Origin of the sequence: Streptomyces sp. NPDC051913 (assembly GCF_044593635.1) — a bacterium.
Taxonomy (GTDB): Bacteria; Actinomycetota; Actinomycetes; order Streptomycetales; family Streptomycetaceae; genus Streptomyces.
This window is the reverse complement of the sequence record NZ_JBIUCI010000032.1, coordinates 38895-62082: the sequence shown is the minus strand read 5'-3', so window position 1 is coordinate 62082 and position 23188 is coordinate 38895. Positions and strand designations below refer to the sequence as shown.

At 71.5% G+C, this 23188-nt stretch carries 22 protein-coding genes; 8 read left to right on the top strand and 14 right to left on the bottom strand.

Going from position 1 to position 23188, the window contains the following annotated elements; translation table 11 throughout:
* Positions 1–90: 90 nt before the first annotated feature.
* Both ACIHIX_RS46300 and ACIHIX_RS46295 read right to left on the bottom strand, forming a co-directional pair.
* Positions 91–813, bottom strand: a complete 723-nt coding sequence (locus tag ACIHIX_RS46300; RefSeq protein WP_399966696.1) for a 2OG-Fe(II) oxygenase — start codon at positions 811–813, stop codon at positions 91–93.
* A gap of 13 nt (positions 814–826) precedes the next feature.
* Complete coding sequence (locus ACIHIX_RS46295) at positions 827–1318, bottom strand: methylated-DNA--[protein]-cysteine S-methyltransferase (protein ID WP_399966695.1); 492 nt, start codon at positions 1316–1318, stop codon at positions 827–829.
* A 137-nt stretch (positions 1319–1455) separates the two neighbouring features.
* Between ACIHIX_RS46295 and ACIHIX_RS46290 the strand changes: the two genes are divergently transcribed.
* The 3 genes from ACIHIX_RS46290 to ACIHIX_RS46280 all read left to right on the top strand — a co-directional run bounded on the left by ACIHIX_RS46290 (position 1456) and on the right by ACIHIX_RS46280 (position 4311).
* The gene (locus ACIHIX_RS46290; RefSeq protein WP_399966694.1) at positions 1456–1701 is read left to right on the top strand and encodes a hypothetical protein; all 246 of its coding nucleotides are present in this window, start codon (positions 1456–1458) and stop codon (positions 1699–1701) included.
* Between the two features lie 3 nt (positions 1702–1704).
* A complete protein-coding gene (locus ACIHIX_RS46285) occupies positions 1705–2082 on the top strand; it encodes a hypothetical protein (protein ID WP_007386606.1) in 378 nt (125 codons plus the stop codon).
* Between the two features lie 612 nt (positions 2083–2694).
* The gene (locus ACIHIX_RS46280; RefSeq protein ID WP_399966693.1) at positions 2695–4311 is read left to right on the top strand and encodes an RICIN domain-containing protein; all 1617 of its coding nucleotides are present in this window, start codon (positions 2695–2697) and stop codon (positions 4309–4311) included.
* Here ACIHIX_RS46280 and ACIHIX_RS46275 read toward each other — a convergent pair.
* The 4 genes from ACIHIX_RS46275 to ACIHIX_RS46260 all read right to left on the bottom strand — a co-directional run bounded on the left by ACIHIX_RS46275 (position 4286) and on the right by ACIHIX_RS46260 (position 8890).
* Entirely contained in the window at positions 4286–5281 is a 996-nt protein-coding gene (locus tag ACIHIX_RS46275) for a 2-hydroxyacid dehydrogenase (RefSeq protein WP_399966692.1), read from the bottom strand. The genes ACIHIX_RS46280 and ACIHIX_RS46275 overlap by 26 nt on opposite strands.
* Positions 5278–6447 carry a lactate 2-monooxygenase gene (locus ACIHIX_RS46270; protein WP_399966691.1) on the bottom strand — a complete coding sequence of 390 codons (1170 nt, stop codon included), beginning with the start codon at positions 6445–6447 and terminating at the stop codon, positions 5278–5280. Before ACIHIX_RS46270 ends, ACIHIX_RS46275 begins: the two co-directional genes overlap by 4 nt.
* Before the next feature lie 106 nt (positions 6448–6553).
* On the bottom strand, positions 6554–8137 hold the full coding sequence (locus ACIHIX_RS46265) for a purine-cytosine permease family protein (protein ID WP_399966690.1): 1584 nt from the start codon (positions 8135–8137) through the stop codon (positions 6554–6556).
* A gap of 201 nt (positions 8138–8338) precedes the next feature.
* Complete coding sequence (locus tag ACIHIX_RS46260; protein WP_399966689.1) at positions 8339–8890, bottom strand: hypothetical protein; 552 nt, start codon at positions 8888–8890, stop codon at positions 8339–8341.
* 324 nt (positions 8891–9214) lie between these two features.
* On the opposite strand from ACIHIX_RS46260, the gene ACIHIX_RS46255 reads away from it, so the two are divergent.
* The gene (locus tag ACIHIX_RS46255) at positions 9215–9637 is read left to right on the top strand and encodes a protease inhibitor (RefSeq protein WP_399966688.1); all 423 of its coding nucleotides are present in this window, start codon (positions 9215–9217) and stop codon (positions 9635–9637) included.
* 163 nt (positions 9638–9800) lie between these two features.
* Here the strand turns inward: ACIHIX_RS46255 and ACIHIX_RS46250 are convergent, their stop codons facing one another.
* The 3 genes from ACIHIX_RS46250 to ACIHIX_RS46240 all read right to left on the bottom strand — a co-directional run bounded on the left by ACIHIX_RS46250 (position 9801) and on the right by ACIHIX_RS46240 (position 12653).
* Positions 9801–9980, bottom strand: a complete 180-nt coding sequence (locus ACIHIX_RS46250) for a hypothetical protein (protein ID WP_399966687.1) — start codon at positions 9978–9980, stop codon at positions 9801–9803.
* Positions 9981–9994: 14 nt separating this feature from the next.
* On the bottom strand, positions 9995–11002 hold the full coding sequence (locus ACIHIX_RS46245) for a Ppx/GppA family phosphatase (RefSeq protein ID WP_399966686.1): 1008 nt from the start codon (positions 11000–11002) through the stop codon (positions 9995–9997).
* A 145-nt stretch (positions 11003–11147) separates the two neighbouring features.
* Positions 11148–12653, bottom strand: a complete 1506-nt coding sequence (locus tag ACIHIX_RS46240; protein WP_399966685.1) for an MFS transporter — start codon at positions 12651–12653, stop codon at positions 11148–11150.
* A gap of 124 nt (positions 12654–12777) precedes the next feature.
* Between ACIHIX_RS46240 and ACIHIX_RS46235 the strand changes: the two genes are divergently transcribed.
* From ACIHIX_RS46235 to ACIHIX_RS46225, 3 genes are read left to right on the top strand one after another with little or no spacing between them, the layout of a single operon-like run.
* Complete coding sequence (locus tag ACIHIX_RS46235) at positions 12778–13608, top strand: alpha/beta hydrolase (RefSeq protein ID WP_399966684.1); 831 nt, start codon at positions 12778–12780, stop codon at positions 13606–13608.
* A 32-nt stretch (positions 13609–13640) separates the two neighbouring features.
* Positions 13641–13973 (top strand): ArsR/SmtB family transcription factor, encoded by a 333-nt coding sequence (locus tag ACIHIX_RS46230; protein WP_399966683.1) that lies wholly within the window; start codon positions 13641–13643, stop codon positions 13971–13973.
* Positions 13974–13978: 5 nt separating this feature from the next.
* Positions 13979–14488, top strand: a complete 510-nt coding sequence (locus ACIHIX_RS46225) for an SRPBCC family protein (protein WP_399966682.1) — start codon at positions 13979–13981, stop codon at positions 14486–14488.
* 7 nt (positions 14489–14495) lie between these two features.
* Here the strand turns inward: ACIHIX_RS46225 and ACIHIX_RS46220 are convergent, their stop codons facing one another.
* From ACIHIX_RS46220 to ACIHIX_RS46200, 5 genes are all read right to left on the bottom strand, one after another.
* A complete protein-coding gene (locus ACIHIX_RS46220; protein WP_399966681.1) occupies positions 14496–17312 on the bottom strand; it encodes an NHLP bacteriocin export ABC transporter permease/ATPase subunit in 2817 nt (938 codons plus the stop codon).
* Between the two features lies 1 nt (position 17313).
* Positions 17314–19536, bottom strand: a complete 2223-nt coding sequence (locus ACIHIX_RS46215; RefSeq protein WP_399966680.1) for an NHLP family bacteriocin export ABC transporter peptidase/permease/ATPase subunit — start codon at positions 19534–19536, stop codon at positions 17314–17316.
* Entirely contained in the window at positions 19533–20339 is an 807-nt protein-coding gene (locus ACIHIX_RS46210) for an HlyD family efflux transporter periplasmic adaptor subunit (RefSeq protein ID WP_399966679.1), read from the bottom strand. Before ACIHIX_RS46210 ends, ACIHIX_RS46215 begins: the two co-directional genes overlap by 4 nt.
* A 117-nt stretch (positions 20340–20456) precedes the next feature.
* Positions 20457–20672 carry a hypothetical protein gene (locus ACIHIX_RS46205; protein ID WP_046256964.1) on the bottom strand — a complete coding sequence of 72 codons (216 nt, stop codon included), beginning with the start codon at positions 20670–20672 and terminating at the stop codon, positions 20457–20459.
* Between the two features lie 458 nt (positions 20673–21130).
* Positions 21131–21544: a PaaI family thioesterase gene (locus ACIHIX_RS46200; protein ID WP_399966678.1), complete on the bottom strand. Its 414-nt coding sequence runs from the start codon at positions 21542–21544 to the stop codon at positions 21131–21133.
* Between the two features lie 199 nt (positions 21545–21743).
* Here ACIHIX_RS46200 and ACIHIX_RS46195 point away from each other — a divergent pair, with 199 nt between their 5' ends.
* A complete protein-coding gene (locus ACIHIX_RS46195; protein WP_399966677.1) occupies positions 21744–23126 on the top strand; it encodes a S1 family peptidase in 1383 nt (460 codons plus the stop codon).
* Positions 23127–23188: the final 62 nt, after the last annotated feature.

The window sequence follows — 23188 nt, the reverse complement described above, 5'->3', positions numbered from 1 at the left end:
CCTCCACACCTACAACTACCATCGCTGCCACACCGCACTCGGAGGCCAGCCGCCGATCAACCGTGTGAACAACCCTGCGGGGCAATACACCTAGGCCGCGTCGTGGAAGACCAGGCCCAAGGCGTGGCGTCGGCCCGAGTGGACGGTGCTCACGCCGTGGCGTATCGCGCCGGCGGACCAGCCGCGGCGAGTGCGCACCGGGTGGTCGCGGGTGGTGAAGACCAGGCCGTGGCCCTGCCGCAGCACGGTCGAGATGCCCCGGGACTGGGCCCTGGGCCGCTGCTCCACCATCAGGAACTCACCGCCCGTGTAGTCCGTGCCGTGCTCGTCGAGCCCGACCACGACCTGGAGCGGGAAGAGCAGCTCGCCGAAGACGTCCCGGTGCAGGGCGTTCCAGTCGCCCGCCCCGTAGCGCAACAGGATCTGCGCCGACCGGTCCTGCCCGGCCGCGTGGCAGCGCTCCAGCCACTCGGTGAGGGAGTCCGGCCAGGGGGCCGGGCGGCCGAGGCGGGCCGCCCAGTCCCGGGCGACCGGCAGGAGGCGTGGGTAGAGCGCGGCGCGCAGGGCGGCCACCGGGGTGGGCAGGGCGTGGGTGAAGTAGCGGTACTCGCCTGACCCGAAACGGTGCCGGGCCAGGTCGACGGTCGTGCGGAACAGCTCGGGCTTCTCGTACAGCGCCGCCAGGTCACGGCACTCGGCGGGCGTCAGCAACTGCCCCGTGGGCGCGCTGCCGTGCTCGTCCAGCTCCGCGGCGAGCGCCTCCCAGTCCGTGCCGGCGACGCGTCGGCGGGCCTGCGTGAGGGTGAGGGTCATGAGGGGCCTCCCGTCAGACGAGTGTCGGCTGAAGCGCGCCCTCGTGCGTGAGCAGCCGTACCTTGCGCTCCACTCCGCCCGCGTACCCGCGCATCGAGCCGTCGGCGCCGATCACCCGATGGCAGGGCCGCACGATCAGCAGGGGGTTGGCGGCGAGGGCCGCGCCCACCGCCGGGGTGTCGGCCCGCGCCACACCGAGCCGCGCGGCCAGCGCGCCGTACGTGGTCGTGGTGCCGTACGGGACGGCGTCCACCGCCTGCCACACGCGCCGCTGGAACCCCGTGCCGACGGCGGCGAACGGCAGCTCGAACCGGGTGAGCCGGCCCGCGAAGTACGCGGCGAGCTGGGCGGCGGCCTCGGTGAAGGCCGCGTCGTCGCGGCGCCAGTCGGCGCGGACGGCGGGGGCGGTGCGCTGTTCCGGCATCGACAGTGAGGCGAGCATGCCCGCTCGGCTCACGAGCAGCAGCTCGCCGAGCGGGCTCTCGTAGGTCGTGTAAGTCGTCATGTCTATGAGTCTGCTGGGCCGGGCGGCCCGTCACCGGCGGGAATCGGACATCACGCTGAGCGGTCCACGGTACCCGTGATGGACTGCTCTGACCTGGTGGTATTTACGGTCGAGTACCTCGGCGGTACCGTAAGGGCATGCCAGCTCTCAACGTCGAGTTCAGTGATCGTGAGCTAGAGGATCTGCGGCAGATCGCCAAGGAGCGCGGTACGTCGATGAAGGCCCTCGTCCGGGAGGCCGCCGCCGCCGACATCGCGCGGCATCGCGCCCTCCAGGAAGGCGCGGAGGCCTTCCGGCGCTTCTTCGCGGCCCACGCCGACGAGTTCGCGGCGGCCTTCCCCGACGACGAACCCGGTGTCCGGCGCGAAGAGCGGGTCGTCTGACCGATGGCCTCCGTGGTCCACATCGACGTGCCCTGGCTGCTCCAGCGGCACGAAGAGGTCCTGCCGGACCAGCCCACCATCAACGACTTCTCCGCGCTGGTGGCCGCCGTCGCCCGCCACCGGGTCGACCCGCCCCGCCTCGGGGTGGACTCCGACCCCGCCTGGCGGGCCGCCGCCCTGCTGCACACCCTCGCCCTGCTCAAGCCACTGCCGTCGGCCAACGCCCGTTTCGCCTGCGCGACCGCCGTGGCCTACATGTTCGTCAGCGGCGTCGGCATCGACCCGCCCTACGGCGCCCTCGTCGACCTCGCCCGCGACCTGATCTCCGGCAAGACCGACGTCTACGGCGCCGCCGACCGACTGCGCTCCTGGCAGATCTGAGACCTGGCGGGGCCACGTCGGCATGGCTGGCCCGGCGGGTCCAGGGCTCCGGGACGGGCGCGTGGTCCGGTTCGGCGCGCTTCGGGATCCCGGGTCTCCGGCCGGGTCCGTCGGCCGTTGTCCGGCCCGGCCGGTCCCGACCCGCCCTCGGGGCCGCCGACCGAGGGCGGGAGGATCGGGGTCGGCGGCCGGTTTCGCGCGGGAGAGCCGCCGTCCTGCGCGTGGCCTCCGAGGGGCCGGTACCAGTGCACTACGCGGTGGTGCGCGCCGGGAGCGTGCGCGGTGCTCCGGCGCGTGCGCGTGTTTCACACGGGGCGTGTGGAATACCGAAAGCGGGATGGGGCGAGCTGCGCCGACCGTGTTTCTGACTTTCTTTCAATGATGCTGATGTTGCTCAAGTGCCTTGTTGGCCATGACTCCCTTGTGCAAGGGTGAACTACCCGTGCGGGGGGTAAAGTCCGGGCTTCATTCGTCCCGTGGGGAACCGGGCCGGACGAGCCGTCGGTGAATTTCACACTCCTCGCGCAGCGCCAAAGAGGACGCACACGTCCCCCGCTCCTTTTCGGCGAGTTGAAGCCCAGAGTCACCTGCGTGTGGGAAGGAACCCGCTCAGTGCCCACCCCCCACCCCCCTCGTCCGCCGTACCCGCCCCCCGGCGGCGTTCCGGGGGAATCCGACGACGACCTCGGTGCCGCTCTCAGAGGCCGTCCGGACGGCGAGGCGGCCCAGTCGGCCGCGCTGTTGATGGCGCGTCACTGGCAGCCGGTCCACGAGTACGCCGTGATCTGCCTCGCCTCCCGGTCGGAGGTGGCCTCGATGGTCACCGCCGCCGCCTTCCACCAAGTCCTCGACCGCGTCGCGCTCGGCGAACCCGCCACCGCGCTGCGCCCCCGGCTGCTCGTGCGCGCGCGGGACACCGTCCGGGAGTGGTCGGCCGAGGACCGAATATCCGGCGTTCTCCCCGACCTCGCGAAACCCGCCGGCGGTCGCGGTATGCGGGCGGCGAAGTCCATGACGCCGGAAAACCGCAAACTCGCCGAGCGTTCATTCCTCGCCCTGCCCGGACTCGCCCGCTGTCTGCTGTGGCACACCGAGGTCGAGGCCGAGCCGATTGCCGTCCCCGCCGGCCTGCTCGGCATGGATACCGACGCCGCGTCGGCCGCTCTCGAACAGGCGCGTGACAAATTCCGCGAGGGTTGTGTACATGCCCATCGGGAACTCGCGCCGACGAAGGATTGCCGCTTCTACAACCGACTCCTCGACGTCCCCATTCGGCGCGGCGGAGCCCTGTTGCCGGATGTCCAGCAGCATCTGGACGAGTGCCGTTACTGCCGTTTCGCCGCCGAACAACTCAGCCATTTCGAGGGCGGGTTGGGTGTGCTGCTCGCCGAGTCCGTGCTCGGCTGGGGAGCCCGCCGCTACCTCGATACCCGGCGCGGGAACGACCGGCAGGGCCCGCGTGCCCAGGGCGGCGCCCGGCACGGCGGCGGACGCCGTCGGCTGCTGTCCCGCATCCCGTCCCCCGGCCGCCGTCCCCCCGAGGGCCCCCGACCCTCCCGGGTGCTGCTCACCGGAGTGGGCCTCGCCTCGGTGGGGCTGATCGCCAGTGTGCTCGCCGCGAGCCTGTGGTCGGACGACGGCGGTGCCGACCCGGCCGCCTCCACCAGCGCCACCGGCAGCGAGTCGGCCCCGGACGGCGTCTCCGCCTCCCCGCCGGGCACCGCCCAACTGCCCCTCGCGCCCAGCCGGTCCAGACTGCGCAACGTCGGCGCCGACCTCTGCCTCGACATCCGCGGCGAGGTGAAGAAGGGCGCCGGGACCGAACTGGAGGCCTGCTCGGACGACGACACCCAGAAGTGGACCTACGACGAGGAGGACGGGCTGCTGCGCAGTGCCGCGGACCCCGACCTGTGCCTCGACTCACGGGCCGACGCCGGTGTGGTCATCCTCGGCAGCTGCGCGGACGAGAGGAGCAAGCGGGCCGCCGACGTGCGCTACGACATCACCGTGCAGGGCGAGTTGCTCACCCGCTGGGACGACCAACTCGCCGTCACCTCCACCAGCGGGGAGCCGGACTCCGACATCGTGGTCAAGGTACGGGACGGTTCCGACCAGCAGCGCTGGGTGACGGACGCCGTCTCGCCCAGCGCCGGCGCGCTGTCGGTGCCCGACTCGGACGCCCCGTCCGTGCGGGCCGTCGACCTCACCGAGCGGGGGGCGCCCCGTTGACCACGTCCCGGGGCGGATCGCCCGCCAGATAGCCCGTCACGTTCCGCACGGCGGCCAGGGCGATCCGCACCAGCGTCTCGCGGGTGACGCCTCCGACGTGCGGCGACAGCACCACCCCCGGGGCCCGCAGCAACCGTAGGGCCGGGGTGGGCGGTTCGGGGTCGAAGACGTCGATGCCCGCCCCGGCGAGGGCGCCCTTGTCCAGGGCGTCGGCGAGGGCGTCCTGGTCGATCAGGGCGCCCCGCGCCGTGTTGACGACGAAGGCGGTCGGCTTGAGCAGCGCGAGCCTGGCCGCGTCGAGGAGGTGACGCGTCTCGTCGGTCAGGGGCGTGTGCAGGGAGACGTAGTCGCTGGTGCGCAGCAGTTCGTCGAGCGGCACATGGCGGGCCCCGCCCAACCGTGCCTCCGTCTCCTGCGCCACCCGGCGCCGTCCGGCGTAGAGGACGGTCATGTCGAACGCGACCGCGCGCCGGGCGACTTCACGGCCGATCCGGCCCAGCCCGACGATGCCCAGCGTTTTGCCCGACAGTTCGGTCAGGGACCGCTGGAGGCGGGGGAGCGCCCAGTCGGCCTCGACGAGCGCGGTGTGGGCCGGGACCACCCGCTTGGCCAGCGCCAGCATCAGGGCGAAGGTCTGCTCGGCCACGTTCTGCGCCTCGGCGCCGGTGGAGCCGATGGTGCACACGGGCACCCCGAGGTCGCGCGCGGCCTCGACGTCGACGTGGTCGAAGCCGTGACTCGCGCACTGCACCAGCTCCAACTCGGGTGCCGCGGCGAGGTGTTCGGCGGTGAGGGGGGCCAGCGCCGTGATGACGACGTGGGCCGCGCGCAGGGCCGTCGGGTCCTCGTCGGCGCGCTCGACCACGGTGACCTCGGCGTCGGCGGGGAAGAGCGTGGCGAGCCCGGCTCCGGCGCCGCGCCCTCCGACGTGCGGGGAGATGACGGCGAGTACGTTCTTCGACCCGGTCACACGGGGTCCTCGGTGAGGTCGGCGGGGCCCACGGTGGTGGGGGAGGCGTGGCCGGACAGGGCGAGGGTGAGGTCGAGTTCGGCGAGCAGACAGCGGATCACGTGTTCGACGCCGGCCTGTCCGTCCAGGCCGAGGCCGTACACGTACGGCCGTCCGACGAGCACCGCCCGCGCGCCGAGCGCGAGCGCCTTGAAGACGTCGTCGCCGGTGCGGACGCCGCTGTCGAACAGGACGGTGAGCCGGTCGCCGACCGCCTCGGCGACCAGGGGCAGCGCGTCGGCCGCGCCGATCGCCCCGGCGACCTGCCGGCCGCCGTGGTTGGAGACGACGACGCCGTCCATTCCCGCGTCGGCGGCCAGACGTGCGTCGTCCGGGTGCTGGATGCCCTTCAGGACGATCGGGCCGTCCCAGTTCTCCCGCAGGAACGCCAGGTCCGGCCAGGTCTTGGCGGGGTCCGCGAACATGCTGACGAAGTGCAGCACCGCCGCGTTCGGGTCCTCGTGCACCGGCTTGGCCAGGGCCGCCTGGAACGCCGGGTCGGAGAAGTAGTTGGCGGTGCCGACCCCGTGCAGGAACGGCAGATACGCCTGGTCCAGGTCACGGGGCCGCCACGCCAGCAACGGGGTGTCCAGCGTGACCACGAGCACGGTGAACCCGGCCGCCCTCGCGCGGCGCAGGAAGCTCCCGGCGACCTCCGGGTCCTTGGGCCAGTACAGCTGGAACCAGCGCTCGGCGTCACCCATCGCCTCGGCGACCTGCTCCATCGGTGTGCTGGAGGCGGAGGACAGGATGTACGGGACGCCCTGCGCGGCGGCGGCCCGGGCGGCGGCGCACTCGGCGTCCGGGTGCATGATCGACAGCACGCCGACCGGTGCCAGGGCCAGCGGGGCGGGCAGCGAGCGGCCGAGAACCTCGACGGCGAGGTCCCGCTCGTGCACGTCCCGCAGCATGCGCGGCACGATCCGCCGGCGCTCCAGCGCCGCCCGGTTGGCGCGGGCCGTACTGCCGTCACCCGCACTGCCCGCCACATAACCGACCGGCCCCGGCCCGAGCCGCTGCTCGGTGAGCTCCTCCAGGCGGGTCAGATCGGTCGGGAGCCGCGGTACGGCCCCCGACATCCCGTTGAGATAGATCTCGTACTGGAAGTCCGCCCAGTGCTTGGCCATCCGCGGGTCCCGCCTCTCGTCGCTGAGAACGCGTTGCGCTCCGACGATACTGGCGAGTAAGAGCCGGTCAGCACACCGGGGTCGGCCGCCGTTCGCCAGGCCCGGGTCAGCCGCCGTTCGCCGCCGCCACGGGCTCCGGCTCGCCGGGCACCGCGCCCGGTCCGGAGATGGCCGGCACCGGTACGTCGACGGTCCGCGCCAGCCGCGCGCCCTCGGGCCCGTACACGGCACGGGGCTCGGGGAAGACCCGCAGCAGGGTCAGGAACAGCACCGCGGAGACCACCAGCGACAGCGGCAGGCTGATGTCGATGCCGTTGGCCAGATCGCCCAGCGGGCCGACGAACTGGCCCGGGATGTTGGTGAACAGCACACCCAGCAGCGCGGAGACCCACCAGGCGGTCATGCCGCGCCAGTTCCAGCCGTGCGCGAACCAGTAACGGCCGCCGCGCTGACGGCGGTTGAAGACCTGGAGGGCGTCCGGGTCGTACCAGCCGCGCCGGGTCCAGAAGCCGAGGATCATCACGACCATCCACGGCGTGGTGCAGGTGATGATCATCGTGGCGAACGTCGAGATCGACTGCACGAGGTTCAGGCCGAACCGTCCGATGAAGATGAACGCGATCGACGCGACGCCGACCAGCAGCGTCGCCTGCACCCGGGACAGCCGCGGGAACACCGAGGAGAAGTCGAGGCCGGTGCCGTACAGGGCGGTCGTGCCCGTCGACATGCCGCCGATCAGCGCCAGCAGACACACCGGCAGGAAGAACCAGCTCGGCGAGATGGCGAGCAGCCCGCCCACGAAGTCGGGGGCCGCGGGGTCGACGTAGTCCGGGGCCTTGGTCGCGATGATGCTGGCGGTGCCCAGGCCGAACAGGAACGGCAGCAGCGTGGCGATCTGCGACAGGAACGCCGCGCCGACCACCCGGCGGCGCGGGGTGCTCGCCGGGATGTAGCGCGACCAGTCGCCGAGGAACGCGCCGAACGACACCGGGTTCGACAGCACGATCAGCGCGGCGCCGATGAAGGACGGCCAGAACAGGGACTGCGTCGCCGCGTCCGCCGAGTCCGTGAAGACGCCCGCGTACGACGGGTCGAAGTCCCCGGCGAAGGCGATCGCGCCGACCACGAACAGCACGCTCGCCGAGGTCACCGCGACCTTGTTGACGAACAGCATGAACCGGAAGCCGTACACGCACACCGCGAGGACCAGACAGGCGAACAGCGCGTACGCCACGACGTAGCTCAGATCGCCGCGCGGCAGCCCGAACAGCCGGTGGGCACCGCCGACCAGGGCGTCGCCCGAGCTCCACACCGAGATGGAGAAGAACGCGATCGCCGTCAGCAGGGAGAGGAAGGAGCCGACCACCCGGCCGTGCACACCGAGGTGCGCGGAGGAGGAGACGGCGTTGTTGGTGCCGTTGACCGGCCCGAACACCGCCATCGGACACAGGATCAGCGCACCCGCGACCACGCCGAGGAGGGTGGCCGCCAGGCCCTGCCAGAAGGAGAGGCCGAACAGGATCGGGAAGGCGCCCAGCACGCAGGTGGAGAAGGTGTTGGCGCCGCCGAAGGCGAGCCGGAACAGGTCCAGCGGCGTGGCGGTGCGGTCCGCGTCGGGGATGCGGTCGACGCCGTGGGTCTCGACCTCGGTCAGGGACGGCGCGGACGAGGGGTCGGGCTGCGGGGACAAGGGGGCTCCAGCGAGGGGGATCGGCGGTGGAGCGCGTCGTGGCGCGGGGAGGGGGCGGGGGAGGGCCGGGCGCCGTCGCGGGGGTGTGCGGCGGGAGAGGGGCCGTCCTCTCGGGGGTCTGCCGACGGTAAGGCCGGGGTCAACGGCCGCACCAGAGGAAGTTTCATCCATTCCTCGCGTCACAGATGTACGAAACCTCCATCACTCGGTGTCCGTCGGCGCCTCCTCGGGCTCGGCGTCGGGCCCCTGTGCCCGTACCCGCTGGACGTGTTCGAGGGAGTCGCGCAGTTCGGTGAGCCAGTCGTCGGTGTGCCGCTGGACGAGGCGGACGCACCAGGCGAGCGCGTCGCTGCGGCTGCGCGCGACCCCGCCCGCGATGAGCGTGTCCAGGACCTGGCGCTCGGGCTGGCGCAGCCGGGTCATCACGGGCGCGGCCACGTGCGTGAACAGGGCGCGCTCCCCGGCGCACTCCACGCCCCAGGACACCTTGCGGCGGAACCGGTGCTCGGCCTCGCGGGCCACCTCGATCCGGGCGTCGCGGGTGCGCTCGCGGAACTCCTGGACGCGGCTGCGCACGGCCGCCTCCCGCTCGGTGGCCGGGGCGCCCTCGGCGAGCCGCGGCGCGGGGATGCGGCCGATGACGGTGATCTCCTCGCGGTCGACCGACAGCTCGGCCAGTTCTTCGAAGAGGTCGTCCGGCAGCCGCCCGGCGAACCAGCCGCGCAGTTTCTCGTGCTGCTCTGTCGTAATCATGTAATGACGATTACTCCGCCGGAGCATGAACGCAAGGGGGCGGGGAGAGGTCAGCCGAGAGCTCAACCGGAATGTTTCAGGCCGATTGCGGAGCCGGTGTGAACCGGCCATTCGGTCGGGCCGGACGATCAAGAACCGCGTGGTTACTGGGTTCCGGTGTTCGAATTCCGTGACTTCGCGCCACTGATTCAACACGCAAGGTTACTGAATCACGTGGGGTCGATGTGTGTTCCGGCCGCCGACTCGGCAGACTCGCGCTCGCCGCACCGACGCCGATCGTGCCGGGCGCGGCATCACCCTCGTCTCAGCGGAAGGATGCTCATCATGCGGAACACCGCGCGCTGGGCGGCGACCCTCGCTCTCACGGCCACCGCCGTCTGCGGCCCCCTCACCGGGACCGCGCTCGCCGCCACGGACTCGCTCTACGCCCCCTCGGCCCTGGTCCTCACCACGGGCCACGGTGACAGCGCCGCCACCGTCACCCCGGCCCGCGCGGTCACCCTCACCTGCGCCCCGACGCCGTCCGGCACCCACCCCGCGGCCGCCCTCGCCTGTGCCGAACTGCGTGGTGTGGGCGGGGACTTCGACGCGCTGGAGGCCCGTGACGACGTGATGTGCACCAAGGAGTACGACCCCGTGGTTGTCACCGTCGACGGTGTCTGGCAGGGCCGACGCGTCTCCTATGAGCGCACCTTCGCCAACGAGTGCGTGAAGAGCTCCCTCGGGTCGAGTCTCTTCAGCTTCTAGAAGTCTCTTCACCCCCTGAGGACCGAGGTCGCACGGTCCCCGTGGAACCGGAGGGCCGCCCGTGGCTGGGGAGCGCGGGCGCCGTCGCGGGGACCGGTGCGATCTCGCACCGAGGGCCGGTCGGGCGGAGTGGGGCCGCCCGGCCGGCCTTCGTAACGCGTGTTCACCGGTGCGGGCTCATGGGGCCCGCCCGTGAGATGGAGTTCGCGGCGCACTTCACCCGACAGGGCTCGCCCCGGCGCCGGCGCTGGGCCTCGGAGTCCTGGGTGCGCCGTTCCGTCTCCTCGAACTCCCGCAGGACTTCCTCCACCGCGGTCTCGGGATGCTTCTTGTCGTGGGTCATCACGGTGTCCTTTCTCAGTTCGTCGCCGCCGCGATGCGCAGCGGCACGAGGTCCTGGTCCCCGGGTTCCTCGGCGCGGCGGCTGACACCCGCCCACCAGGAGGGGCCGTCCTCGATGTGGCGCAGCAGGACGCCCTCGCGGATCGCCCACGGGCAGATGCCGACGGTCCTGATGCCGGTGAGCTTCAGTGCCGTGTGCGCGACCATCGCGCCGGCCAGGCTCTGTGCGGCGCGGGGCGCCGAGATGCCGGGGAGCCGGGCGCGTTCGGCGGTGGGCAGGGCGGAGAGGCGGGCGATCGCGGCCTTCAGGTCCGAGCGGTGCAACTGGCGCTCCACGAAGGGCCCGTGCCGTCCCGGCGGTGCCCCGCACAACCGGCCCAGCTGCTGGAACGTACGGGAGGTGACCACCGCCGTGTGCGGTCCCTCCCAGCGGATCCGGGCCGCCACGTCCCGCAGTTGATGCCGGACCCGGCGCCGCAACGCCCGCAGCAGCTCCGGGGAGGGTGGATCCTCGTCGGCGAGGAACTCATGGGTGAGCCGGCCCGCGCCCAGCGGCAGCGAGGCCACGAAATCCGGTAACCGTCCCCGTCCGAAGGCCACTTCGAGAGAACCGCCGCCGATGTCCAGCAGGGCCAGCGGCCCCGATCGCCACCCCATCCAGCGCCGCGCCCCCAGGAAGGTGAGCTCCGCCTCCAGCTCGCCCGGCATCGTGCACAGTTCGACCCCCGTGCGGGTCCGTACCGCACGCAGCACGGCCCGGCAGTTGGGCGCACCGCGGACCACCGCCGTGGCGAAGGCCAGCGGCGGCGCGGAACCCCACTCGGTCGCCGTCCGGTCCGCCTCGGCCACGGCGGTGACGAGTCTGTCGACCGCCTCCGCCGGCACCGGGCCGCCCGGCTCGACCTGTTCCGACAGGCGTAGCCGCCACTTCGCGGTGTGCACCGGCAGCGGAACCCCGCCCTCGGCGTCCGCGACCACCAGCCGGACCGTGTTCGACCCCACATCCACCACGCTCATTCGCATGGACCGGTGAGTACCCGTTTCGGGGCCCTCCCGCACCGCGCCCGGGTGTGGTGTGCGGCAACCGGCCAGGAACGGCCCGCCGGCACGGGCAGCGCAGAGGGGCCGCCGTCTCCCTGATGACGGCGGCCCCTCGGTCCTGGGGGAACTACATGTGGACGACGGGTGCGGCGTCCGGGTCCTGCTCCGGCACCCCGCGGCGGTAGAGCAGGAACGCGATCAGCGTGCCGGTGGCGAAGAGGCCGGCCGACCACCAGAACGCGGTGGTGTAGCTCTCGATGGTGGCCTGGGCCTGCACGAGCTTGTTGCTCGGGTCCTTGCCGGCCAGGTAGTCGGTCGCGGCGCTCGCGGCCAGGGTGTTCAGCAGCGCCGTACCGATCGAACCGCCCACCTGCTGCATGGCGTTGACGGTGGCGGAGGCGACACCGGCGTCCTCGGCGGCGACGCCGCCCGTGGCCAGCTGCATCGCGGGCGGCATGACCAGACCGAGGCCGAAACCGACCACGATCAGCTGCGGCAGCACGGCGCTCGTGTAGGACGACGCGACCCCGATGCCCGTCAGCCAGGCCATACCGACGGCCGCGATGCCGAAGCCCAGCGGGATGACGGCCTTCGGGCCCATCCGCGGCACCAGCTTGGTCGTGCCGAGCTGGGCGCCCACCATCAGCGCGGCGACCATCGGCAGGAACGCGACACCGGTCTTCGTCGGGCTGAAGCCCAGGTTGAGCTGGAGGTAGTAGGTGAGGAAGAGGAACACACCGAACATGCCGCCGCCGGAGATCAGTACGGCGAGGAAGGAGGCGGCGCGGTTGCGGTCGAGCAGGATGCGCAGGGGCAGCAGCGGGTGCGCGGCCTTGGTCTGCCACCAGGCGAAGGCCACGAGGAGCACACCGCCGGCGATCAGGAAGCCCCAGGTGGCGGGCGAGTTCCAGTCGTGGGTCTCGGCGTTGGAGAAGCCGTAGACCAGGGAGAACAGACCGGCGGCGACCAGGACCGTGCCCGGCACGTCCAGCTTGGAGTTTCCGGCGTCACGGTGGTTGTGCAGCAGCATCCAGCCGCCGGCGAAGGCGACCACGGCGATGACGACGTTGACGTAGAGGGTCCAGCGCCAGTCGAGTGCGTCGGTCAGGACGCCGCCGAGCAGCAGACCCACCGCGCCGCCGGCGCCAGCGATGGCACCGTAGACGCTGAAGGCCTTGGCGCGCTCCTTGGCGTCGGTGAACGTCGTGTTGAGGAGGGAGAGCGCGGCGGGCGCGAGGAGTGCGCCGAAGGCACCCTGGAGAGCGCGGGCGGTGACCAGCATCTCGAAGTTGGTCGCGGCGCCGCCGAGCGCGGAGACCGCGGCGAAGCCGACGACACCGATCAGGAAGGCCGTCTTGCGGCCGAAGAGGTCGGCGATCCGGCCGCCCAGCAACAGGAGAGAGGCGAAGGCCAGGGCGTAGGCGGTGACGATCCACTGCCGGTTGCCGTCGGAGAACCCGAGGTCGGCCTGGGCCGAGGGAAGGGCGATGTTCACGATGGTGGCGTCGAGGACCACCATCAGCTGCGCGAGGGCGATGACGCCGAGGATCCACCACCGCTTGGTGGAGGCGGCCTCGGGCGACGCCTCGACGGCGCCCGCCTGGGCGCTGTCGGTCAGGGTCTTCTGGGACATGGCGGAACCACTCCAGGGAAGTCGTTCGGAATTTACGAAGCCGTAAACGAAACTGTTTCGTACACATCGAGGCTAGAGCATCCCCAGCGAAACGGCAACGTTTCGCTGGGGAGGGAGGTCGAGTGTGATCAGCGGCACGTTCGGGGTCGAGGATGCGGAGCTGTACTACGAGCTACGGGAGAGCGGTCCGCCACTGCTGATGATCAGCGGCGCGGGCGGCGACGCCGGTTACTACACGGAGGTCGCCGCGGACCTCGCCGACGCGTTCACCGTGATCACCTACGACCGGCGCGGCAACTCCCGCAGCACCGGCCGTTCCGGGGCGCCGATGGACCTCGCCGGGCAGGCGGCCGACGCCCAAGCCCTCGTCGCGGGTCTCGCGGGTGGCCGGGCGCTGGTCTTCGGCAACAGCGGGGGCGCGATCATCGGGCTGACGCTGGCCGCGCTCCACCCCGCGTGCGTGGCGGGCCTGATCGCCCATGAGCCGCCCGCTGTGAACGTCCTGCCCGCCGACGACCCGGCGCGCGGCTTCTTCGCCGACGTGGCCGAACGGTACGCGCGCGGCGGTGCCCCGGCCGCGGGTCGCCGGTTCGCCGAGACCGTCCGCGGGGAGGGGGCGTATCGCTGGCCGGACGACCTGTGGCGACGGTTCCTGGGCAACCAGGACCATCTCTTCGGCAGCGAGTGGGCGGGCTTCGCCGGCTTCCGGCCCGACGAGGGCGCGCTGAAGTCGGTGCCGTTCCCGATCGTCCTGGGCGCCGGCGCGGAAGACCGCGACACCTACTACGCCCGCCCCTCCGTCGAGATCGCCCTGCGGATCGGCGCGCCCTGGGTCGAGTTCCCCGGCATCCACATGGAGTTCCTGCGCCGGCCCGACCGGTTCGCGGCGGCGCTGCGGGCGCTGGCGACCTGGGTGTACGCGGACGACCGACCGCCTGAGCCGCGTATGCCTTGACCGGCATATAACCAAAGAGGCATATTAGAGGCATGTCCGAAGCCGCGCTCTGGGCCGCCCTCGCCGACCCCCACCGGCGGGCCATCGTCGCCCTGCTCCTGGAGCGACCGAGGCCCGTCGGGGAGATCGTGGAGGCATGCGGCCTGAGCCAGCCGAGCACCTCCAAGCATCTGAGAGTGCTCAAAGACGCCGGTCTGGTCCGGGTCAGACAGGACGCGCAACGCCGCGTCTACGCCCTCGAACCGGCCCCGATCGCCGCCCTCGACGCCTGGCTCGCCCCCTACCGCAGGCTGTGGAACAGCAGCCTGGACATGCTGGCGCAACGCCTGGACGACGCTGAGGAACCGCCCCCTTCGAAGGACTGATCCCCATGTCCGCAGACCTCACCGGCACCTATCTGACCCTGGACGACGGCCGCCCCGCCGTCCGGTTCAGCCGTACCTACGACCATCCGATCGACCGCGTCTGGCAGTTCGTGACCGACGCCGACGAACTCGCCCACTGGTTCCCGTCCCGCGCCGAGATCGACCTGCGCCCCGGCGGCGAGGTGAGGTTCAGCGGCGACCCCAACATGCCGGAATCCACGGGCCGGGTCCTCGCCGTCGACGCGCCCCACCACCTCTCCTTCGCGTGGGGCGACGACGAACTGCGCTTCGAACTGGCGGAGTTGGGCGACAACAGCACCCGTTTCACACTCACCAACGTGCTCAGCGAGGCGAACACGGCCGCCCGCAACGGCGCCGGCTGGGAGGTCTGTCTGGCCGCCCTGGAGCGGCATGCCGACGGCTCGCCCGGGAGCCGGGTGCCCTGGAAGGAGTTCTACGACGGCTATCTCGCCGCCGGTGTTCCCTCCGGCGCCCCCGTCCCGGGCCTCGACTGAATCCGCGCTACGCCATCTGCCGGCGCACCAGCTCGTGCAGCCGCCCGTTCGTGTCCGCGAGCAGCTGCGCGGGCGGGCCCTGCTGGGCGACCTTGCCGTCCTCCATCACGATCACCCGGTCGGCGTCCAGCACCGTCGACAGCCGGTGCGCGATGACGACACGGGTGGCGTTGAGAGCCTTGGTGGACTCGATGACCGTGCGCTGCGTCTCGTTGTCCAGGGCGCTGGTCGCCTCGTCGAAGAACAGGATGCGCGGGCGGCGGATCAACGCCTGGGCGATCATGAGCCGTTGACGCTGGCCACCGGAGACGGCACCGCTGCCGGAGACGATGGTGTGCAGGCCCATCGGCATCCGCTGGATGTCCTCCGCGAGCCCCGCCATCTGCGCCGCCGCCATCACCTCCTCCGGCGTGTAGGGCTCGGTGCCGCAGATGACGTCCATGATCGAGCCGGTGAACGGCTGGGCGTGCTGGAGCACCACCCCGCACTGCCGGCGCACCGCCGACTGATCCAGCGCCGCCAGGTCCTGGCCGTCGTACAGCACACTCCCCGAGACCGGCGGGTCGAAGCCGATCAGCAGCCGGAGCAGCGTCGACTTGCCGCAGCCGCTCGGGCCGACGATGGCCACGAACTCGCCGGGACGGATGTCGAAGGACACGTCGTCGAGGATGAGTGGGCCGTCGTCCGAGTAGCGGAAGGACAGCCGGCGTGCCTCGATCCCACCGGACAGCGGGCCCGGCCGGGTGCTCGCCGTGCGGACCTCCGGGGTGGCCTCCAGGACCGGCTTGATCTCCTCGAACAGCGGCAGCGCGCCCACCGCCGACACGAACGCGCCGGTCAGTTGGGTCACCGACGTCAGCACCATCGTCACCGAGGTGTTGAAGGTGAGGAACGCCGCCGCCGACATCGAGCCACGCGCCGGGCCCGCCAGCAGCATGAACATCAGCAGGGTGCAGACCGGCAGATAGACCGCGCCCAGCACCGTGGTGAGGTTCTTGATCCGGCCCACCTTCTGCTGGAGCTCACGGCTGCGGGCGAACTCCGAGGCCCAGGCCGCGTACGCGTAGTTCTCGGCCGCCGCGACCCGCAGCTTGGGCAGTCCGCGCAGGGTCTGGAAGGCCTGGTTGTTCAGCTTGTTGCCGAGCACCACCAGGCGTCGCTGCCAGCGCACCTGCCACAGTCCGAGCCCCAGGAACACCCCGGCGATCACGACGAGCATGCCGATCGCCGCGAACGCCATCGGCACGCTGTACCAGAACAGCAGCCCCAGGTTCATCGCGCCGACCGTCACCGACTGCGCCACCACGGGCCCGACTCCGGCCAACAGGCGGCGGATCGAGCTGATGCCCATCGCGGCGCTCGCCAGCTCACCCGTCGAGCGCTCGGTGAAGAACTTCGTCGGCAGCCGCAACAGGCGGTCCCACACGGCCGGTTGGAGGGTCGCCTCGATACGGCCCTCCAGACGCAGGATCGTCAGGTTCTGCAACAGCATGAAGGTCGCGGCGACGAGACTGCTGACCATCACCGCGAGACAGACCTGGACGATGAGATGCGTCTGGGCCTTCGGCACGAACTCGCCGAGCACCCGGCCGGTGGCGATCGGCACGATGGCGCCGATCGCGACCGTGACCAGACCGCTGAGCAGCAGGTTCGTCAGGTCGCCGCCCATGTGCTGCATGCTGAACCGCAGCAGCCGGAGCGGGCTGAGCGCACGGTCGGGCAGTGGGCGGTAGAACATCACCGCGCGCGGCTCGAACTCCTCCGCGTTGGCCTTCTCGATGGGCGTCTCCCGGCCCGTCGCCGGATGCACGGCCACATAGCCGCCGCGCCGCCACAGCAGCGCGACCGGCGCCCCGGACAGGGCCCGATGCCCCACCAGCGGACCGACGTTGTCCCGCCACCAGACGCCGTCGAGCCGCACGGCCCGGGCGCGCACCCGGGAGGCGAGCGCGATCTGCTCGACCGGGTCGAGCCGGTCGCTGCCCGTGCCGGACTGCGCCGGATCGGCCAGCGTGATCCCGGCCGCCCGGGCGACCAGCTTGCACGCCGCGTACGAGGCGTCCGCGTCGGCGGCCGTGGCGCGCTTGCCCGACGACTTGCCGATGGACGCGAGGAGCGTCCGGTCGGCCTGCGCGCGGACCGCCTCACCGGCCTTGATGCCTTCGGCCGTGCGGTGCTCGTGGGTGCGCTCCACCTGCTCGATCCAGCGGTCGAGCGTGGTGAGCAGCCGGTACTGCTGGTCGACCATGCTCTGCCACACCGCGGGGTCCATCAGCAGATCGGCGGCGGCCTGCGCCCCGTACAGCGAGCCGTACTGCACACTGCCCGGCGGCACCTGCATCCAGAAGACGTCGTCGTCGGTGATCTCCGCGGCGCGCTCGTTCGCCATCGGCGCCTGGAAGAGGATGGACAGGCTGCGGCCGACGCCGAGGGCGAGGGCGTACTCCAGCGGGCTCGTCGTCGGCGGGACGTACTGCGGGTTGCCGTACTCGTCGTAGGACCAGGTCTGGGTGTTCGCGGGCTGGTACAGCTCGCGCAGGCCGATGCGGTGCACCACGCAGTCCCGCAACGGGCGCGCCACGAGCGTGTGTTGGGGGCCGGGCGTCGGGCCCAGCAGTAGTGAGCCCGCCTCCAGGCGGCCCAAGTGGTGCCAGTGGCCCTGCTGTTCGGCGTCCACCGCGAACAGGTCCACCGCGCCGGACGCCACCAGCCACAGCACCTGCGGCCCTTCGAGGTCCAGCCGGTTGTGTCCGGCGAGGTCGAACGGCGTGCCCATGGCGCCGAGGGCCTGGAGAACCAGGTCCCCTTCGGGTGCGGTCGTCATCTCAGCGCTCCCTGACCAGAGCCGCGTACGCGCCACCGCGCGCCACCAGCTCCTCGTGCCGTCCGCGTTCCACGATCGTGCCGTGCTGGAGTACGACGATCTCGTCGCTGTCGCGCACGGTGCTGAGCCGGTGCGCGATCACCACGCAGGCACAGCCGCGTCTGCGGAGGTTGTCCATCACCATCTGTTCGGTCTCGGCGTCCAGCGCGCTCGTGACCTCGTCGAGGACGAGGATGCTCGGCCGCCGCACCAACGCCCGCGCGATCTCCAGGCGTTGCCGCTGGCCGCCGGAGAAGTTCCGCCCGTCCTGCTCGACCCGGCTGTTGATGCCGCCGGGGCGGCGCATCACCACGTCGTAGAGCGCCGCGTCACGCAGCGCGTCCACCACCGCGTCGTCCGGGATCGAGGGGTCCCACAGCGCCACGTTGTCGCGCACCGAGCCCTCGAAGAGGAAGACGTCCTGGTCGACGAAGGACACGGAGGAGGCGAGGGCGCCGCGCGGAATGTCCTCCAGACGCCGGTCGTCGATGCGGATGACGCCCTCCCAGGGCGCGTACAGGCCGGATATCAGCCGGGAGACCGTCGACTTGCCGCTGCCCGAGCCGCCGACCAGGGCCACCTGCTGTCCGGGGCCGACGGTGAGGTCGAAGCCGGTCAACAGGGGCTTGTCGAGGGGGTTGTAGCCGAAGGAGATGTTCTGGAGCTCGACGTGCCCGTGCAGCCGGCGGGTCGAGTCGCCGGCGCCCGGCCGGCCGTAGAGCGGGTCGGCCTGGAAGTTCTCCACGTCCTTCAGCCGGGCCACGTCGGCCGCGAAGTCCTGGATGCGCCCGGCGACGCCGTTGAGGCGGGTGATGGGCGCGGTGAAGCGGGTGACCAGGGACTGGAAGGCGACCAGGAGGCCGACCGAGATACCGCCCTCGACCGCCCGCATACCGCCGACCCACAGGATCACCGCGCTGTTGAGCGAGGCGAGCGTCGGCGCGACCACGCCGAGCCAGGCCGAGGGCACCCCGAGCCGCTGCTGCTCCTCCAGGGTGGTGGCGTGCTGCCCGGCCCACTTGCGGAAATAGCCGTCCTCACCGCCCGTCGCCTTCATCGTCTCGATCAACTGAAGGCCCGTGTAGGCGGTGTTGGTCAACCGGGCACTGTCGGCCCGCAGTTTCGCGGTCCGGGTGGCGCGCAGACGGATGACCACCCGCATGGCGACGATGTTCAGCAGCGCGACACCGATGCCGACGAACGTCAACTGCGGGTCGTAGGTGTAGAGCAGGACGGCGTACAGGACGACGACCACCGCGTCCACACCCGCCGCCGCCAGGTCACGGGCCAGTGTCTCGGCGACGGCGTCGTTGGACTGGAGGCGCTGCACCAGGTCGGCCGGGCTGCGCTGGGAGAAGAACGTCACCGGCAGCCGCAGCAGATGGCGCAGGAAGCGGGCGCTGGAGAGAGTGGAGGAGATGATGCGGCCGCGCAGCAGGTTCGCCTGTTGCAGCCAGGTCAGGACCAGGGTGAGCGCCACACAGGTGCCCATCGACGCGAACAGCACGCCCAGCAGGGACGTCTGGCCCCCGATCAGGAACATGTCGATATAGGTACGGCTCAGCGCGGGCACCGCCGCGCCCACCAGCACCAGCAGCAGGCTCGCCAGCACCGCGGCCGGCATGGTGCCCGCCGTACCCCGCAGCCGGGCCGGCATCGCGCCGAGGACACCGGGCTTGCGGCCGCCCTTGGTGAAACCGTCACCCGGCTCCATGATCAGGACGACACCGGTGAAGCTGGAGTCGAAGTCCTCCATCGGCACGAACCTGCGGCCCTTGCCAGGGTCGTTGATGTAGACCCCGCGGCGGCCGAAGCGGCGGCCCATGCCGTCGAAGACGACGTAGTGGTTGAACTCCCAGAAGAGGACCGCCGGCGCCTTGACCTCGGCGAGGGCGGCCGTGTCCATCTGCATGCCCTTGGCGGTCAGACCGTAACTGCGGGCCGCCTTCAGCAGGTTGCTGGCGCGCGAGCCGTCCCGCGAGACACCGCACGCGATGCGCAGCTCCTCCAGCGGGACGTGCTTGCCGAAATGGCCGAGCACCATCGCGAGGGAGGCGGCGCCGCACTCGACGGCCTCCATCTGGAGCACGGTGGGCGTGCGGATCGTCCTGCCCCTGCCCTTCGGCACCGGGCGCTTGGGCGGGGCGGAGCGGCGGCGGCCGCGGGTCTCCTGTGCGGTGCTCACGGCAGCAGCCAATCGACGGGACGCTGGTCGGCGAGGCGGATCGAGCCCTGGGCCACGGTCATGGAGGTGAGGGAGAACGGCGGCCCGTCGGCGGACGACCACTCGTAGCCGCTCTTCGTGCCGGACGCCTTGTCCAGCTTCACCGTCACGGCCACCGGCCTGCCGTCCTTGGTGAACTGCTCGCCGAGCTGGCTGTCCCCGAGGAACGCGGAGATCTGCTGGGCCGACTGCGCCGAACGGTCCACCGACTTCACATGGCCGCGCAGCACGCCGTACTCCTGGGTGGGCACGGAGGACACCGTCAGGTCCACGGCGGCGTTCGCGGGGATCGAGGCGGCGTTCTCGGCCGGGACGTACACGGTGGCGTACAGCGGATCGGAGGTGTGCGCGACCTTCTCCACGGCGGCCACATCGGCGCCGGTCCGGATGATCTGGCCGATCGTGGCGGCGAGCGCGGTGACACGGCCCGCGGCGACCGAGCGGACGACGGTGTCGCCCTCGGCGGTACGCACCTTCAACACCGGGGAGTTGGCGGGCAGCCGCTCGCCCTGCTTCGCGAGCACGGCGGTGACCTGGCCCGCGACCGGGCTCTGGAGGATGTAACTGCCCTGTCCGTGGGTGAGGATGGCGGGCGCGCCCACGGTGGAGGCGACCGAACCGGTCACCGCCCACACCGACGCGGCGGCCATCACGACCACCGTCACGGAGAGCGCGAGCCAGCCCTGAGGGCGGGCGAAACGCACGGGGAGGTCGAGCTCCTCCGGCGACTGGAGCTTGGCGAGGGCCTGTTGGCGGAACTGCACGGAACTTTCCCTCACCTGAAAACGAGGAAGGACCGACTGCTGGCAGCCGGTTGTTTCATGACGTCCGAGAGTCCCGGAGCCGGGAAGCGGCTCCGGGACTCAGGGCACAAGGTGCGATCAGAGACCGGCGACCAGGTTCGTGACCGGGGCCACGGAGAGGCCGGTGACACCCTCGACGGTGCCGACGGCCGTGTCGACCAGGCCGGAGACCGGGGCGATGCCGTCCACCAGGCCGGTGACGGTGCCGAGGGCGTTCAGCTGCAGGCCGCCGGAGACGTTGTCGAGCTCCGCGTCGGAGATCTCGACGGTCTCAACCTGGGGGGTGGAGTTCATGGTGGAACTTCCCTTCATATGGATATTCACAAGGGGGAGCGGACCCCTGGCAGGGGCGGCCGCGTGCCGCAGGCGCCAGACACCCGTTTCCGGGAGCCGTTCGCGGCTGCCGCGGTGCGATGGATAAAAGCACGCGGCGGGCACGGGCTTCCAATCAACCAACGGCCTCACCTGGGCACTTGGGTCCCGGAGGTACCGAAGCGTGCAGGCGTGCGCACGTCTCGCCGCCGAGTTCTTCACACCCGGCACGTCTTCGGTTCACACGAGGGCTTGCGGCCCGGGAGGCGAATCCGACACTCCCGCCCCAATGGCGTACGCGGCGGATCGCGCTTGTGCAGATCCGCCGCGCACGGTGACTTGGTTGGGTATTGGATGTGCAGATTCCCTGAAGCCGGGATTCCGGGGGAACTTCGAGACGGAACGTCGCTGACCGATCGCGGACCGTGTCTGTCTGGTTGTCAGCCGAGAAGTGCGTAGACCGTGCTCGCGCGGGCCGCGAGTTCGCCTGACTCCGCGTCATGCATCGTGATGTCGGCGAACGCCATGCGCCGGCCCAGCTTGGTGATCACCGCCTGGATCAGGACATCCGAACCGGACACCGCGCGCTGGAACGAGGTCGACTGCTGCACGGTCGTCATCGGTCCGTAGGCGCCCCGCGCCGCGGACACGGCGATCACCGTGGCCGTGTCCGCGGCGGCCATCAGCGCCTGGCCCGACAGCGCCCCGCCCTCCCGCGACAGGCGGTCCGACCAGGGAAGTCGCAGGGTCGCCCGGTCCTCGCCCAGGGTCTCGACGGTCAGCCCCAGGTCGAGCACCCAAGGGGCGAAGTTGGCGGAGAGGATCTTGTCGGCTTCGGCGGTGGTCATCGTCATATGGGGGATTGTTCCCGCTCCCGGGCCGCCGGACGCGGAGCCCGGCCGGTCCCGTGGCCGATTCGGCACTGCAAAGGGACTGCCAACAAACGGAATTGAACGCCCCAGGCGCCTCCTGCGTACCCACTGCCATCCAGGCGCCCCGAACAGCCGCCGACGAACGGTGGCACTGACCCCGTCCTTCAGGAGGTCGAGAAGTTTGAGTCACAAGCGAATCCCCAAGCGCAAGGCCGCGATCGCGGCAGGCGGCGTGGTGGCGCTCGGAGCGGCGGCGATTCTCCTGCCCAACGCGAACGCGTCCCAGGACGGCTCGTCGTCGAACGGAGCCGCGGCCGCCCCGAAGACCCTCAAGGCGTCGGACGCCTCGGATCTCGCCTCACAGCTCCAGGAACTGCTCGGCGACGCGTTCGCCGGTTCGTACTACGACACGGACCAGCAGCAGCTCGTCGTGAACGTCATCTCGGGCGACAACAACAACGTGATCGTCCAGGCCAAGAAGGCCGGCGCGAAGATACGCGAGGTCGACAACAGCCTCACCGAACTCGCCGCGGGCGCCGCGACGCTGAAGGCCGACGCGACCATCCCGGGCACCTCGTGGGCCGTCGACCCCAGGACGAACAAGATCCTGGTCACCGCCGACAGCACGGTCACCGGCGCCAAGTGGGACCAGCTGGAGTCGACGGTCGACACCCTCGGCTCGGGCATGGCGACCATCAAGAAGTCGGCCGGCACCTTCAAGACCTTCCTCTCCGGCGGCGACGCCATCTTCGGCGGCGGCGCCCGCTGCTCGGCCGGCTTCAACGTCACCGCGGGCGACGGCAGTCCGGCCTTCCTGACCGCCGGTCACTGCGGTGTCGCGGCGGCCCAGTGGTCGGACGCGCAGGACGGCCAGCCGATCGCCACCGTCGACCAGGCCACCTTCCCCGGCGACGGTGACTTCGCACTGGTGAAGTACGACGACCCGGCCACCGTCGCGCCGAGCGAGGTCAACGTCGGCGACGGCCAGACCGTGCAGATCTCCCAGGCCGCCGATGCCGAGGTCGGCCTCCAGGTCTTCAGAATGGGCAGCACCACCGGGCTCAACGACGGCCAGGTCCTCGGACTCGACGCCACCGTCAACTACCCGGAGGGCACGGTCACCGGGCTCATCCAGACCAACGTCTGCGCCGAGCCCGGCGACAGCGGCGGCTCGCTGTTCACGCAGGACGGGCTGGCCATCGGCCTGACCTCCGGCGGCAGCGGCGACTGCACGGTGGGCGGCGAGACCTTCTTCCAGCCGGTCACCACCGCCCTGGAGGCGGTCGGCGCGACCCTCGGCGCGGGCGACGCGGCGGGCGGCGGCCAGGAGGCGGGCGCCGGTGACGAGGCCGGAGCCGGTGCCGGCGACGAAGCGGGCGCGGGCGACGAGGCCGGTGCCGGTCAGGAGGCCGGCGGCGAGGAAGCCGGTGCCGGTCAGGAAGTCGGCGGTCAGGACGCCGGCCAGGAGGTCGGCGGTCAGGACGCCGGTGGCCAGGACGTCGGCGGTGAAGAGGCCGGCGCGGGTGCGGACAACGGTGACTCCGGGCTGACCGAGACCCACTGACCCACGCCCCACCACCAGTTCACGGACTCGGTCCGGCCCTCCGGCGGGAGGGCCGGACCGAG